The sequence below is a fragment of the Sphaerisporangium rhizosphaerae genome (genome assembly GCF_042665155.1).
Taxonomy (GTDB): Bacteria; Actinomycetota; Actinomycetes; order Streptosporangiales; family Streptosporangiaceae; genus Sphaerisporangium; species Sphaerisporangium rhizosphaerae.
Map to the genome: position 1 here is coordinate 24,445 of NZ_JBHTCG010000039.1, position 12,601 is coordinate 37,045.

14 protein-coding genes are annotated in these 12,601 nt (G+C 71.6%); 3 read left to right on the forward strand and 11 right to left on the reverse strand.

Annotated features, from left to right (window positions below; genetic code table 11):
- Positions 1–29: 29 nt before the first annotated feature.
- The 5 genes from ACFQSB_RS35175 to ACFQSB_RS35195 form a co-directional block, all read right to left on the reverse strand.
- Positions 30–1,676 carry an acetolactate synthase gene (locus ACFQSB_RS35175; RefSeq protein WP_380831220.1) on the reverse strand — a complete coding sequence of 549 codons (1,647 nt, stop codon included), beginning with the start codon at positions 1,674–1,676 and terminating at the stop codon, positions 30–32.
- 76 nt (positions 1,677–1,752) lie between these two features.
- Positions 1,753–2,751, reverse strand: coding sequence for a biotin synthase BioB (gene bioB / locus ACFQSB_RS35180; protein WP_380831222.1), 999 nt, complete (start codon positions 2,749–2,751; stop codon positions 1,753–1,755).
- Between the two features lie 28 nt (positions 2,752–2,779).
- Positions 2,780–3,496, reverse strand: a complete 717-nt coding sequence (gene bioD, locus ACFQSB_RS35185; protein WP_380831224.1) for a dethiobiotin synthase — start codon at positions 3,494–3,496, stop codon at positions 2,780–2,782.
- A 10-nt stretch (positions 3,497–3,506) separates the two neighbouring features.
- Positions 3,507–4,241: a GntR family transcriptional regulator gene (locus tag ACFQSB_RS35190; RefSeq protein WP_354852947.1), complete on the reverse strand. Its 735-nt coding sequence runs from the start codon at positions 4,239–4,241 to the stop codon at positions 3,507–3,509.
- Positions 4,238–5,536: an 8-amino-7-oxononanoate synthase gene (locus ACFQSB_RS35195; RefSeq protein ID WP_380831226.1), complete on the reverse strand. Its 1,299-nt coding sequence runs from the start codon at positions 5,534–5,536 to the stop codon at positions 4,238–4,240. Before ACFQSB_RS35195 ends, ACFQSB_RS35190 begins: the two co-directional genes overlap by 4 nt.
- Positions 5,537–5,605: 69 nt before the next feature.
- Between ACFQSB_RS35195 and ACFQSB_RS35200 the strand changes: the two genes are divergently transcribed.
- On the forward strand, positions 5,606–7,063 hold the full coding sequence (locus ACFQSB_RS35200) for a sensor histidine kinase (RefSeq protein WP_380831228.1): 1,458 nt from the start codon (positions 5,606–5,608) through the stop codon (positions 7,061–7,063).
- A gap of 298 nt (positions 7,064–7,361) precedes the next feature.
- Here the strand turns inward: ACFQSB_RS35200 and ACFQSB_RS35205 are convergent, their stop codons facing one another.
- Together ACFQSB_RS35205 and ACFQSB_RS35210 are read right to left on the reverse strand one after the other, a co-directional pair.
- Positions 7,362–7,616, reverse strand: coding sequence for a WhiB family transcriptional regulator (locus tag ACFQSB_RS35205; protein WP_354852941.1), 255 nt, complete (start codon positions 7,614–7,616; stop codon positions 7,362–7,364).
- Positions 7,617–7,904: 288 nt separating this feature from the next.
- Positions 7,905–8,879 carry a diacylglycerol/lipid kinase family protein gene (locus ACFQSB_RS35210; protein WP_354930569.1) on the reverse strand — a complete coding sequence of 325 codons (975 nt, stop codon included), beginning with the start codon at positions 8,877–8,879 and terminating at the stop codon, positions 7,905–7,907.
- A gap of 60 nt (positions 8,880–8,939) precedes the next feature.
- On the opposite strand from ACFQSB_RS35210, the gene ACFQSB_RS35215 reads away from it, so the two are divergent.
- Positions 8,940–9,317 carry a hypothetical protein gene (locus tag ACFQSB_RS35215; protein WP_354852938.1) on the forward strand — a complete coding sequence of 126 codons (378 nt, stop codon included), beginning with the start codon at positions 8,940–8,942 and terminating at the stop codon, positions 9,315–9,317.
- A gap of 6 nt (positions 9,318–9,323) precedes the next feature.
- Here ACFQSB_RS35215 and ACFQSB_RS35220 read toward each other — a convergent pair whose 3' ends face one another.
- The 3 genes from ACFQSB_RS35220 to sodN form a co-directional block, all read right to left on the reverse strand.
- Positions 9,324–10,124 carry an RNA polymerase sigma factor SigF gene (locus tag ACFQSB_RS35220; RefSeq protein ID WP_354852937.1) on the reverse strand — a complete coding sequence of 267 codons (801 nt, stop codon included), beginning with the start codon at positions 10,122–10,124 and terminating at the stop codon, positions 9,324–9,326.
- Positions 10,121–10,558: an ATP-binding protein gene (locus ACFQSB_RS35225; protein WP_354852935.1), complete on the reverse strand. Its 438-nt coding sequence runs from the start codon at positions 10,556–10,558 to the stop codon at positions 10,121–10,123. Before ACFQSB_RS35225 ends, ACFQSB_RS35220 begins: the two co-directional genes overlap by 4 nt.
- Before the next feature lie 233 nt (positions 10,559–10,791).
- Positions 10,792–11,193 (reverse strand): superoxide dismutase, Ni, encoded by a 402-nt coding sequence (gene sodN, locus ACFQSB_RS35230; RefSeq protein WP_380831231.1) that lies wholly within the window; start codon positions 11,191–11,193, stop codon positions 10,792–10,794.
- Positions 11,194–11,275: 82 nt separating this feature from the next.
- Between sodN and ACFQSB_RS35235 the strand changes: the two genes are divergently transcribed.
- The gene (locus ACFQSB_RS35235) at positions 11,276–11,593 is read left to right on the forward strand and encodes a S24 family peptidase (protein ID WP_354852932.1); all 318 of its coding nucleotides are present in this window, start codon (positions 11,276–11,278) and stop codon (positions 11,591–11,593) included.
- 83 nt (positions 11,594–11,676) lie between these two features.
- Here the strand turns inward: ACFQSB_RS35235 and ACFQSB_RS35240 are convergent, their stop codons facing one another.
- The gene (locus ACFQSB_RS35240) at positions 11,677–12,222 is read right to left on the reverse strand and encodes a CGNR zinc finger domain-containing protein (protein ID WP_380831233.1); all 546 of its coding nucleotides are present in this window, start codon (positions 12,220–12,222) and stop codon (positions 11,677–11,679) included.
- Between the last annotated feature and the right edge of the window lie 379 nt (positions 12,223–12,601).

Consider the following 12,601-nt stretch of genomic DNA (forward strand, 5'->3'; position numbering starts at 1 on the left):
GCGCGGGCCGGCCGGGGGCCGCGCGGAGGTCAGATGCCGGTGGTGGTGCGGGGGTAGGCGATCTCGGGGTCGGTGGCGATGTTCACCATGTACGGCACGCCCGAGTCGAACGCCCGGCGCAGCGCGGGACCGATCTCCTTGGGGGAGGTCACCAGCTCGCCGCCGCCGCCGAGCGCGGTGACGATCTGGTCGTAGCGGGTCTGCGGCCGCAGCTCGGCGGCCACGTCGTACCCGTACAGCATCTGCATGGGGTGCTTCTCCAGCCCCCACATGCCGTTGTTGCCGCAGATCATGACGACCGGAAGGTTGTGGCGGACCAGCGTGTCGACGTCCATCAGCGAGAACCCGGCGGCGCCGTCGCCGAGCAGCAGCACGACCTGCGAGGACGGGCGGGCCAGGCGGGCGGCGATGGAGTACCCGAGCCCGGTGCCCAGGCACCCGTACGGGCCGGGGTCGAGCCAGCAGCCGGGCCTGCGCGGCTCGATGTACTTGCCGGCGTAGGACACGAAGTCGCCGCCGTCGCCGATGACCACGGCGTCGTCGGCCAGGACGCGGTTGAGCTCGCCGTAGATGCGCATCGGGTGGATGGGGTCGGCGTCGGACGACAGCAGCTCGAAGTCGCCCGCGATGGCCGTCGAGGCGGCCTCGGCCAGGTCGGCCACCCAGCGGGAGTGGGAGGCGGGAGACACCCCGGCCTCGGTGCACGCCGTGCTGAGCCCCCAGAACAGCAGCGACAGGTCGCCCGCCGCGGAGGCGGCCGTGCCGACGTGCGTGGCGAGTTGGGACGGGGCGTCGGCGAGGTGGACGACCTTGGCCAGCGGGACGCCGTCCCTGCCGCCGAAGAAGCCGTAGCCGAGGCGGAAGTCGAGCGGCGTGCCCGCCACGATGACCAGGTCGGCCTGCGAGAACGCCATGCCCCGCGCCCGGGTGACCAGCAGCTCGTGCCCGGCGGGCAGGATGCCGCGTCCCTGGCCGTTGGGGATGACCGGCAGGCGGTGGGCCTCGGCGAAGTCGCGCGCGGCCTCCTCGGCGCGGTCCATCCACACGTCCGAGCCGAGCACCAGCACCGGCCGCTCGGCTTCGGCGATCATGCGGGCGATCGAGGCGAGGGTGTCGGAGTCGGGTTCCAGCGGCGAGGGCGTCATCGTCTCGGCCTGGTGCGCCGGCGAGGGGGAGAACAGGTGGTCCATGTAGAAGTCGAGGAACACCGGGCCGCGGTGCGGGGCGACGGCCGTGCGGAAGGCCATCTCGACGTCCTGGCCGATCGAGTCGGCGCCGCCCGCCGTGAACGCCAGCTTGGTGATCGTCTCGAACAGCGGGGGATGGTCCATCTCCTGCAGCGCGCCGGACCCCCACCGGGAGGCCGGGGCCCTGCCGCCCATCACCACCATGGGAGAACCGTTGAAATGGGCGGTGGCGACGCCGCTGACGCCGTTGGTGATGCCGGGGCCGGCGGTCAGCACGGCCAGGCCGGGCCGCCGGGTCAGCCGTGCGGTGGCCTCCGCGGCGAACACCGCGCTCTGCTCGTGCCGCACGTCGACGATGCGCATGTCCTCGTGGACGGCCCCGTCGTACAGGGGGAAGACATGGCCGCCCGACAGGGTGAACATGACATCGGCACCGTATGCGCGTGAGACGGCGACCGCGATGTCGCCGGCGTGTTTTGCAGACTCCATGCGGTGAACCTACCTGTTCTGGCCTCGGTCAATCCTTGGAGCCCCATCTGCGCTGATCACGAGGCCCCGGGCGAGGTCACAGAGCCTGCGACAGCGCCTTGATGGGCATCTTAAGGTCCGCCAGGAGCGCGAGGTCGCGTTCTGGGGAACGGCCCAGTGTTGTGAGGTAGTTGCCGACGATGATGGCGTTGACGCCGCCGAGCATGCCGTCGCGGGTGCCGAGGTCGCCGAGCGTCAGCTCGCGCCCGCCGGCGTAGCGCAGGATGGTGCGCGGCAGGGCCAGGCGGAACGTGGCGACCGTCTTCAGCGCCTCGCGGCCCTCGACCAGGGGGTAGGAGGCGAACGGCGTGCCCGGGCGCGGGTTGAGGAAGTTCAGCGGCACCTCGTCGGGCGCCAGCTCGCCGAGCTGGCCGGCGAACTCCGCGCGCTGCTCTCTGGTCTCGCCCATGCCGATGATGCCGCCGCAGCACAGCTCCATGCCGGCCTCGCGCACCATCTCGCAGGTCTGCCACCGCTCTTCCCAGGTGTGGGTGGTGACGACGCTGCCGAAGTGGGAGCGGGCGGTCTCCAGGTTGTGGTTGTAGCGGTGCACGCCCATCTCGGCCAGCTCGTCGACCTGCCGCTGGGTGAGCATGCCGAGCGAGCAGGCGACGTTGATCTCGACGGCCTCCCGGATGGCCTTGACGCCCTCGCGCACCTGGCCCATGAGCCGCTCGTCGGGCCCGCGCACGGCGGCCACGATGCAGAACTCGGTGGCCCCGGTGGCCGCCGTCTCGGCTGCGGCCCGCACCAGGGACGGGATGTCCAGCCACACCGACCGCACCGGCGAGGTGAACTGGCCCGACTGCGAGCAGAAGTGGCAGTCCTCCGGGCACCCGCCGGTCTTGAGGGAGACGATGCCCTCGACCTCGACCTCGGGGCCGCACCAGGCCATGCGGACCTCGTGCGCCAGGGCCAGCAGCTCGGGCAGGCGGTCGTCCGGAAGCTCCAGGCAGCTCAGAGCCTGCGCGGCCGACAACCCCTGGCCCTGGTCGAGCACCTGGGCCCGTGCGATCTCGAGGATGTCCTTGGTCATCGGTTCCGCTGCTCCCTCGTCGGTTGCGTCACAGACTAAGGGTTGCCCGGAACCTGGAAGGATCGAAACCCCCGCCGAGGAGGGGGCCGAGCCCGTCGTGGGCCACACCGGCGAAGGCCGCGCGGCCGAGCGCGCCCGCCCCCTCGGGCAGCGCCCCGGCGAGCGGCCGCGCGGCCAGCGTCTCCAGGTCGGTGACGTTGCTCCGTTCGGCCAGGCCGGGGTCGCGGGGCCAGGAGCCGATCACCACGCCCGCCAGGTCGATGCCCCGGCCGGCGAGCGCCTCCAGGGTGAGCGCGGTGTGGTTGAGCGTGCCGAGCCCGGCCCTGGCCACCAGCAGCACGGGGGCGTGCACGAGGCGGGCGAGGTCGGCGATCGTGGCGCCGTCCTCGTCGAAGCGCACCAGCAGGCCGCCCGCCCCCTCGACGACCACGAGGCGGTGGGTGCTCGCCAGGTCGGCGACGCGCTCGGCGACGGCGGGGAGCGAGACGGGCGGCAGGCCGGAGGCCCGGGCCGCGGCGGCGGGGGACAGCGGGTGCGGGAAGCGGCCGAACTCGAAGGTCGTGGTGACCCCGCTCAGCCGGATGACCTCGTCCAGGTCGCCCGCCTCGCCGGCCGCCACGCCGGTCTGCGCGGGCTTCACCACGGCCACCGACGCCTGGCGGGCGAGCGCCAGGGCGGTGACGGCGGCGCTCACCACGGTCTTGCCCACACCGGTGTCGGTGCCGGTGACCACCAGGATGCTCACCGGCCCAACCTTAGAGCCCCTGCTGGGGCGGCCTGTGCAGGCGCGTGACGAACTTGTACCGGTCGCCGCGGTACAACGACTGGGCCCACTCGACCGGGTGGCCCTCGGCGTCGAAGGCGTGCCGGGTGAGCAGCAGCATGGGCAGGCCCACGTCCACCCCGAGCACCTGCGCGTCGTACGGGGTCGCCAGCACGGTCTCTATGGTCTCTTCGGCGTCGGTGAGCTGGACGTTGTAGGCGTTGTGCAGCGTCTCGTACAGCGAGGAGTGCATCTCGAGCTCGCGCCGCAGCCGGGAGAAGCGGCGGGCGGACAGGTGGGTGGTGTCGATCGACATCGGCTCGCCGTTGGCCAGGCGCAGCCGGTGGATGCGCAGCACGCGCCCGCCGGGGTTGATGCACAGCCGCCGGGCCAGCGTCTCGTCGGCCGTGACGTAGTCGATGTCGAGGATCTTGGTGTCCGGCTCCAGGCCGACGGCGCGCAGATCTCCGGTGTAGGAGGTGAGCTGCAGCACCTGGGCGACCTTCGGCTTGGCGACGAAGGTGCCCTTCCCCTGGATGCGCAGAAGCCGTCCCTCGACGACCAGCTCGGTGAGCGCCTGCCGGACGGTGGTGCGGGAGGTCTCGAAGCGCACGGCGAGAGCGCGCTCGGGCGGCAGCGCCGCGCCCGCGGGCAGAGACTTGGTGAGTTCCAGCAAGTTCCGTTTGACGTCGTAGTACTTGGGAATTCGGGGAGAGTCTTCCGTCACACGGTCACCTTCATCTCGGCCACGGCGGTGAGCGCGCGTCCGATCACCGCTAGATCATCCGAACCCAGATTGGCCCGAGCGGTCAATCTCAGACAAGACAGACCTGGTGGCACCGAGGGCGGGCGGAAGCACCCGGCGCGCACCCCGTGCTCGGCGAACACCGCGGCGGCGCCGAGCGCGGCCTCCGGGGGGCCGAGCACGACCGGTACGACGGCGGCGGCGGGGGTTGTGGCGGGGAGACCACGCTCCTCCGCCGCGCGGGCCAGCAGCGACGCATGCCGCCGGGCCTGTCCTGGCAGGTCAGGATGGTCGCTCACGATATCAAGCGCGGCGAGCGCGGCCGCGGCGGACGAGGGGGCGAGGCCGGTGTCGAAGATGAACGCCCGTCCCGCGTCGACCAGCGTGTCCACCACTTCGGGGGCCGCCAGCACGCCCCCTCCTTGGGAGCCGAGCGCCTTGGACAGTGTGACGGTTATCACGACCGACGGATGACCGGCGAGCCCGGCCGCGTGCACCGCCCCCTGCCCCCGCTCGCCGACGACGCCGAGCGAGTGGGCCTCGTCCACCAGCAGCAGCGCGCCGTGCCGGACGGCCACCTCGTGCAACTCGCGCAGCGGCGCGAGGTCGCCCTCGACGGAGAAGACCGCGTCGGTGACGACCAGGGCGTGCTCCTCGGCGCGGCCGGCGAGGGCCTTGTCCACCGCGTCGGCGTCCTTGTGCGGGGTGACCGCGACGCGCGCCCGGGACAGGCGGCACCCGTCGATGAGGGAGGCGTGGTTGCCCGCGTCGCTCACCACCAGCCCGCCGGCGCCGAGCGTCGCGACCGCGGCGAGGTTGGCCAGGTAGCCGGAGGAGAACACCAGGGCGCGGGCGGCGCCGGTGAACCCGCGCAGGCGGTCCTCCAGATCGGCGTGCAGCGTCGTCGTCCCGGTGACCAGCCGGGACCCGGTGGAGCCGGTGCCCCACGCGCGGGCCGCGCGAACGGCGGCCTCGACCAGCCGTTCGTCACGGGACAGGCCCAGGTAGTCGTTGGAGGCCAGGTCGAGCAGGCCGTCGTGGTCGGGCGTGCGGGGGCGCAGGGCCCGCCCCAGCCCGGCGGCCCGGCGGGCCTCGGCGGCGGCGCGCAACCGCGCCAGAGGATCGGGCGGCGTCGTCTCACCTGGGTGACCCGCGCCGTCGGCCACGCCGTCCACGACCCTGCCCACGACTCTGCCCACGACTCTGCCGACGACATTGCCGGCGACCATGTCCATCGGGCGCTCCACGGGGTGTACGAGCACTTCTGTGTGCTCCATTAAGGGAATCTTCCCAGTGTGGACTCCCGCGATTCGCCTTGAGGTGGGGTTAGCACGCATGATGCACAGGTGCCGACTCTGAGCGAACTGGTGGCGCGCCACACCACCTGCGATCCCGCCGATCTGGAGTGGATGCACTCGCTGGTCTCCGACTGGCAGCTCCTCGCCGACCTGTCCTTCGCCGACCTCATCCTGTGGATCCCCTCGCGGGAGGGTTCGGCGTGGGTGGCGGTCGCGCAGATGCGCCCGACGACCGGCCCGACCGTCTACCACGACGACGTGGTGGGCTCCATCGTGGCGGTCGGCGAGCGTCCGCTGATCGACACGGCGTGGCGCGAGCACCGCATCTGCCGCGAGGGTGACCCCGACTGGTCCAGCGGCGTGCCCGTCCGCGAGGAGACCATCCCGGTGCGGCGCGACGACCATTTCGTGGCGGTCATCCAGCGCTCGACAAACCTGTCGTCGGCGCGCACGCCCTCGCGGCTGGAGCTCACCTACCTGCAGAGCGCGTCCGACCTGGCGCAGATGGTCTCCGAGGGGCGTTTCCCCTTCCCCGACGAGGGGCCCATCCTGGTGCGCTCCCCGAGGGTCGGGGACGGCCTGCTGCGGCTCGACCGGGCAGGCCGGGTGACCTACGCCTCTCCGAACGCGCTGTCGGCCTACCGGCGGCTGGGGCTGCACGCCGACCTGGTGGGCACCGAGCTGGGCAAGACCACCGCCACGCTGTGCTACTCCGGCGAGCCGATCAACGAAGACCTGATGCTGGTGGCCAGCGGGCGCACGCCGCGGGAGACCGAGGTGGAGGCCGGCGCCATCGTGGTGCAGTTGCGGGCCATCCCGCTGATCGTGGGCGGCGGCCGCATCGGGGCCCTGGTGCTGGTCAGGGACGTCACCGAGCTGCGCCGCCGCGAGCGTGAGCTGCTCACCAAGGACGCGACGATCCGCGAGATCCACCACCGGGTGAAGAACAACCTGCAGACGGTGGCCGCGCTGCTGCGGTTGCAGGCGCGGCGGCTGCGCGTTCCGGAGGGCCGCGAGGCGCTCGAGGAGGCCGTGCGGCGGGTCGGGTCGATCGCGATCGTGCACGAGACGCTGTCGCACACGCCCGAGGAGATCGTCGACTTCGACGACATCGCCGACCGCGTCATCGCCATGACCGGGGACGTCTCGGAGGCCAGCGTGGCCGTCCGCCGGGTGGGGTGCTTCGGCATGCTGCCGGCGATGATCGCCACTCCGGTGGCGATGGTGCTGACCGAGCTGCTGCAGAACGCGGTCCAGCACGGCTTCGCCTACGGCAGCGGCACGGTCAAGATCATCGTGTCGCGCACCGAGGAGCGGCTGGACGTGATCGTCGCCGACGACGGCCAGGGGCTTCCCGAGGGGTTCGACCTGGAGGCCTCGACCAGCCTCGGCCTGCAGATCGTCCGCACACTGGTCGTCGGCGAGCTGTCGGGCCGCCTGGCGGTCCGGCCGGGGAAGGAAGGGGGCACCGAGGTCTCGGTGACCATCCCGGTGCAGCCGGCGTAGCGGCCGGCGTTCTCACCCGGACGGGGAAGGCTCCCGCGCGAGCGGCCGGTACTGTGGCCCCGACATGCCGTCGTCTTCGGGTGCGGTGCGGGCGTCCTGCGCGGAACGGGCTCCATGAACTGCTACGCCCGGCCATCGCGCGTGGCGATGCCGGGCGTTCCTGGTCCTGGCGCCGGGTCCGCGCGTGGCGACGCCGGCGTGTCCTGTTCCGTCCGCCGCGACACTGGGGCGGCCCGGAAGGCGAGGATGGGGGATGCGAATGCGTGGGACGGGCGGAGCTCAGGGGGTGCGTGACGGTTCAGACGCCCGCACGGGCGCGGGCGCGAGCGGTACGGCGCTTCACGGCGCGACGCTCGTCCTCGCTGAGGCCGCCCCACACGCCGGCGTCCTGGCCGGACTCGATGGCCCACTTCAGGCACGGGTCGCTGACCGGGCAGCTACGGCACACCTGCTTGGCCTCTTCGATCTGCATGAGTGCCGGGCCGGTGTTGCCGATCGGGAAGAACAGCTCGGGGTCCACGTCACGGCAGGCAGCGCGGTGGCGCCAGTCCATGCGTTCCACTCCTTCGTAGGTGGAGCCTCGCGGCTCCGTCCGGAGACTGACGGATGTTTGTGAAGAGTTTCACTAACCAGGGCGAACTTTTGCCCGGACCAGAGGATGGGGGCCGGGAAGCTCGTGTCAGGGCGTGAAACGTCGAGGACACGGTGGATCCTCAAACGTCCTACGTTCCGACGTCACGACGAGCTTTTCAGGCATGCCCAGGTCACGCAAGAGGTTTGGGAGAACGTTTTGCACGTCATGGATGTCGGATGCATCACACTATGACGGGCTTGTACCAAATCAGACCAGAACTTGTAACGCCGCTGGAACCGACCGGAAGGTCACCCGCTCGCGCTCGCCGAGATAGTCGCCGTCGAGCTGGAAGGCCGCGGGACGCCGCGCGACCAGCGTGAACTCCTCCTCGTCGTGCAACTGCACCAGATTGCGGCCGCGAGGAAGGCCGACCGGCTCGGCGATGATCTGGCGGGTCAGCCCGAACATGGTGACGATGCCCATCTTGCGCAGGCCCAGCAGATCGAGGCCCGTGTCGAAGCCCGCCCACGGCGTCGGGTTGATCGGCCGGCCGCCGACGTAGGTCCACGGGGAGGTGTTGGAGACGATCGCCAGGAACAGCCCCTCGACGGCCGGTTGGCGCGGGCGCTCCAGCCGCAGCGCTGGGCGGTGGCGGTCGGTGATGAGGTAGTGCCGCAAGGTCGTGTTGACGTAGCGGCTCGGAGAAGCCTTGTACCCCGCGCCGCGCAGGCCCTCGACCGCGCGGATCACCTCGGCGTCGTACCCGAGGCCGGCGCAGAAGGTGAAGTACCGCCGGTCGTGCCCGGGCCCGCCCGCGGGCTCGGCCCCGTCGCCCAGCGCGCCGTCCTCCCAGACCGCGAGGCCGAGGCCGAGCGTGCGGCGGCGCCCCTCGCGGATGGCCTCCAGCACCGCGCCGGTCGCCTCCACCGGATCGTTCGGCAGCCCGAGCGAGCGGGCGAACACGTTGGCGCTGCCGCCGGGGAGCACGATCAGCGCCGGGGACGGATGCTCGCCGCCCATCATTCCGTTGACCGCCTCGTTGATGGTGCCGTCGCCGCCCAGGACGGCGACGACGTCGAACCCCTTCTCGCGCGCGGTCGCGGCGAGCGCCGTGGCGTGCCCGCGATGGCGCGTCTCCTCCACCGTCAGCTCGATCGCGGCGCCGAGCGCGCGGACCAGGACGTCCGTCGTGCGCCGGTTGGCCGAGGTCGCCGCGGGGTTGATCAGGAGGAGTGCGCGCATGCCGCCCAGCGTATCCACCGGCGAGGGACCCGCGACCTGGGTCAAGTAGGGTGACCCGATATGTCGAACCGTCCGGTGACCCTGACCGTCGCCGCCATCGTCCTGGCCGTCGAGGGGGCCGCGGCCGTCCTGCTCGGCGGTTACGTCGGCATCGAGACCATCATCGGCGCCCCGGCCGACGTGACCAGCTCGCTCTTCGTCGCCGCCTTCGGGGTCGTGGCCGGCGCCGCGCTGCTCTGGGTGGCCAGGGGCGCGCTCAAGGCCGCGCGGTGGAGCCGCGCGCCGGGCGTGGTCACGCAGATCTTCGCCCTGCCGGTGGCCGTCTCGCTCGTGCAGTCGGGGCAGGGGATCATCGGCGTGCCGCTCGCCCTGGCCGCGCTGGCAGGGCTGGCCGGGTTGCTGGCGCCCGCCACGACCCGCGCCATGATCGAGCGGTGACGGTGCTCAGTCTTCGGCGGTGAGGCCCTCGCGCAACTGGGCGAGGGTGCGGGCGAGCAGGCGCGAGACGTGCATCTGCGAGATGCCGAGCTCGGTGGCGATCTGCGACTGGGTCATGTTGCCGAAGAAACGCAGCAGCAGGATGCGCTTCTCGCGGGGCGGCAGGCGTTCGAGCAGCGGCTTGAGCGACTCGCGGTACTCGACGCCCTCAAGGGACTCATCGACGATGCCGAGCGAGTCGGACACCGCGGGCGCGTCGTCGTCGCCGGAGTCGGGGGCGTCCAGCGAGACCGTGGAGTAGGCGTTGGCCGACTCAAGGCCCTCCAGGACCTCCTCCTCCGACATCTGCAGATGGGCGGCGAGCTCGGCGACGGTCGGGGCGCGGCCCTGGCGCTGGGACAGCTCGCTGATGGCCTTGGTCAGCGAGAGCTTGAGCTCCTGCAGGCGGCGCGGCACCCGCACCGCCCAGCCCTTGTCGCGGAAGTGGCGCTTGATCTCGCCGACGATCGTCGGCGTGGCATAGGTGGAGAACTCGACGCCGCGCTCCAGGTCGAAGCGGTCGATCGACTTGATCAGACCGATGGTGGCGACCTGCGTGAGGTCGTCCAGCCACTCGCCCCGGTTGCGGAAGCGCCGGGCGAGGTATTCGACCAGGGGGAGGTGGAGCTCGACGAGCTCGTCGCGGATGCGCTGGCGGCGCGGATCGTCAGGGGACAGCTCGGCCAGCTCGCCGAACAGGCCGCGAGCCCGCACCCTGTCGGGGACGGTGCTGTCACTGCCGGCCACGGCGCGGGTCCTCTCGGTCACGGCAGCCTCGCAGACCCTCGGCGCTTGTGCAGGACGATCGCCATGCGATCAGGGGTGTCGGTCTCGGCGTCCACGTCGTCGGCGAGCGCGGTGAGCACCATCCACGCGAAATCGTCACGTTTGGGCTCGGCCTGGCCGACCGTGCTGACCTCGACCCGGACGATCATCTCCTGGCCGGTCAACTCGAACTCGGCGATCAGGTCGGTGCCGGGCACGGCGTGGCCCAGCAGCATGGCGCACGCCTCGTCGACCGCGATACGAAGATCTTCGATCTCGTCCAGCGTGAAATCGAGCCGTGCCGCCAGCCCGGCGGTGGCCGTACGGAGCACGGACAGATAGGCGCTGGCGGCGGGCAGGCGCACGCTCACAGCGTCACGGATCCCCGAGAGGCCACCGGGGATGTCGTCCGCACGCGTCGCTGTCTCGTCGGTCACGTTCCTCCTCGCACAGAGCTGCTGATTAGCAACTTACCGCCCCGTGCCCCATGGTGCAGGACTGGGACGCGCCGATAGTCGTGATCTTGTGGAAATGCGGCCGCTCCGCCTGACGTCCCGCTGGCCATTCCTTGGCACACCGGTGCCCTGACCGGGGTTTACCCGGCAGGAAAGGCCTCTGGCCTCGCGCGCGAAGACCGCCGCGCGAGGCCAGAGAACGGGTAGTGCAAGGCTCAGGCGGCCTTGGTCTCCCAGAAGATCTTCGAAATCTCGTCGATCTTCCCGAGCAGGTCATCGGCCTTGCCCACGTCCACCGTGCCCTTGGCCCCGGCCGCGCCCGCGAGCTTGGTCGCGTCCCAGAACAGCTGGTGGAGCTGGGGGTACTGCTCGAGGTGCGGCGGCTTGAAGTAGTCGGTCCACAGCACCCACAGGTGGTGCTTGACCAGTTCGGCCCGCTCCTCCTTGATCACCAGAGCCCGCGCACGGAACACGGGGTCGTCGTTGTCGGCGTACTTCTGCATGATCGCCTTGACGGAGTCCGCCTCGATGCGAGCCTGCGCGGGGTCGTAGACACCGCAGGGGAGGTCGCAGTGCGCGGAGGCGACATGGCCGGGCCGCAGCAGTCGTGCGAGCATCGGTTTCCTTCCTTGATGCTGATAACAGACAGCACTATCCGGTTCCCAACTTACTCGCCTTGATTCGCGGAGGCGGAGGGGGATGTGGTTCATGAGGGTCCGCGTCGAAGGGGAGTCGATGCTGCCCGTCCTGCGGCCGGGAGACTGGCTCGTCGTCCGCCGGGACGCGCCGGTCAGACCCGGCGACCTCGTCGTCGCCCGGCTCCCCGCGGACCCGTCGCGCATGATCGTCAAGCGCGCGGCGTGGCGGGAGGGCGACGGGTGGTGGCTCGAGAGCGACAACCAGCGCGCGCCCGGCCGCAAGGACAGCTGGGACTTCGGCGCCGTGCCCCCTGCGCTGCTGGTCGGCCGGGTCGTGCTGCGTTATTGGCCGCTGCGTGGCGGCCCGCGCCCCCGGTGACCTGACGGGCTCCTCGGGCGAGGCCACCGTGAACGGGCCGGTCGGCAGGACGCCCGTACAGACGGAGCAGGCTGGGCGAGAGGTCAGGCGGGGTGGCCGCTGAGGTGGCGGCGGCGGGCGCGGTAGGCGGCCACGTTGGCCCGGGTGGCGCAGCGCTCGGAGCAGTAGCGGCGCGACCGGTTGGAGGAGGTGTCGAGGTAGACCCGCCGGCACGGCGTCGCGCCGCAGGCGCCGAGCCGGTCGACGCCGAGGTCGGTGACCAGGGTGGTGAGCCCCATGACCGCCCCCGCGGCGTACTCGTCGGACGGGCGCCCGGCATCGGTGAGGTGGAGGTGCCAGCGCTGCCCGTCGTGGCGGGAGATCTGCGGGCGCACCGGGTGGCGCACGAGCAGGGCGTTCAGCCGGTCGACGGCGGCGTCCTCGTCGTGGCGCGCGGCCGCCGCGAACACCGCGGTCAGTTCGCGGCGCAGCTCGCGAAGCACCTCGAGGTCGGCGCGGGTGAGCCGGGCGGCCTGCTCCTCCCGCCCGGCCTCGGTGAGGAGGCGGGCCGCCCCTTCGAGGGTGTCGAGCGCGGTGTCGTCGCTGTTGACCAGCAGCACCGCAAGCTCGGCGTAGGAGGTCAGGTCCACGTCGCCTCCGCGGCGGTAAGAGTCGGTTCGGCATATCGAGTATTACACGTTCGCCGGTGGGGTGCCCCTGGATGTCCCTACGGGTGGGGGATCGGCGGCTGTCGGGTACGGCCGGGGGAATCACGGCGTGAACGTCCGGGTATGAGTCCGAGGCAGGGGGAGAAGTAGTGATATGTCCGGTTTGAAGCGTCTGGTGGTGCGGCGCGATCCACGGAACGGTGGTCTCGCGGGCATCGGCAGGCGTCTCGACATGTGGCACAATCAAGCAACGGGTGACCCCCGTACCCCCTCCAAGGACGACCGTCAACGACGACGGCCGCCGGGCGGCTACAGAAGCCTGGGCCTCGTTCGCCTGCGGCCGTCTACCGAAGGAATCCGT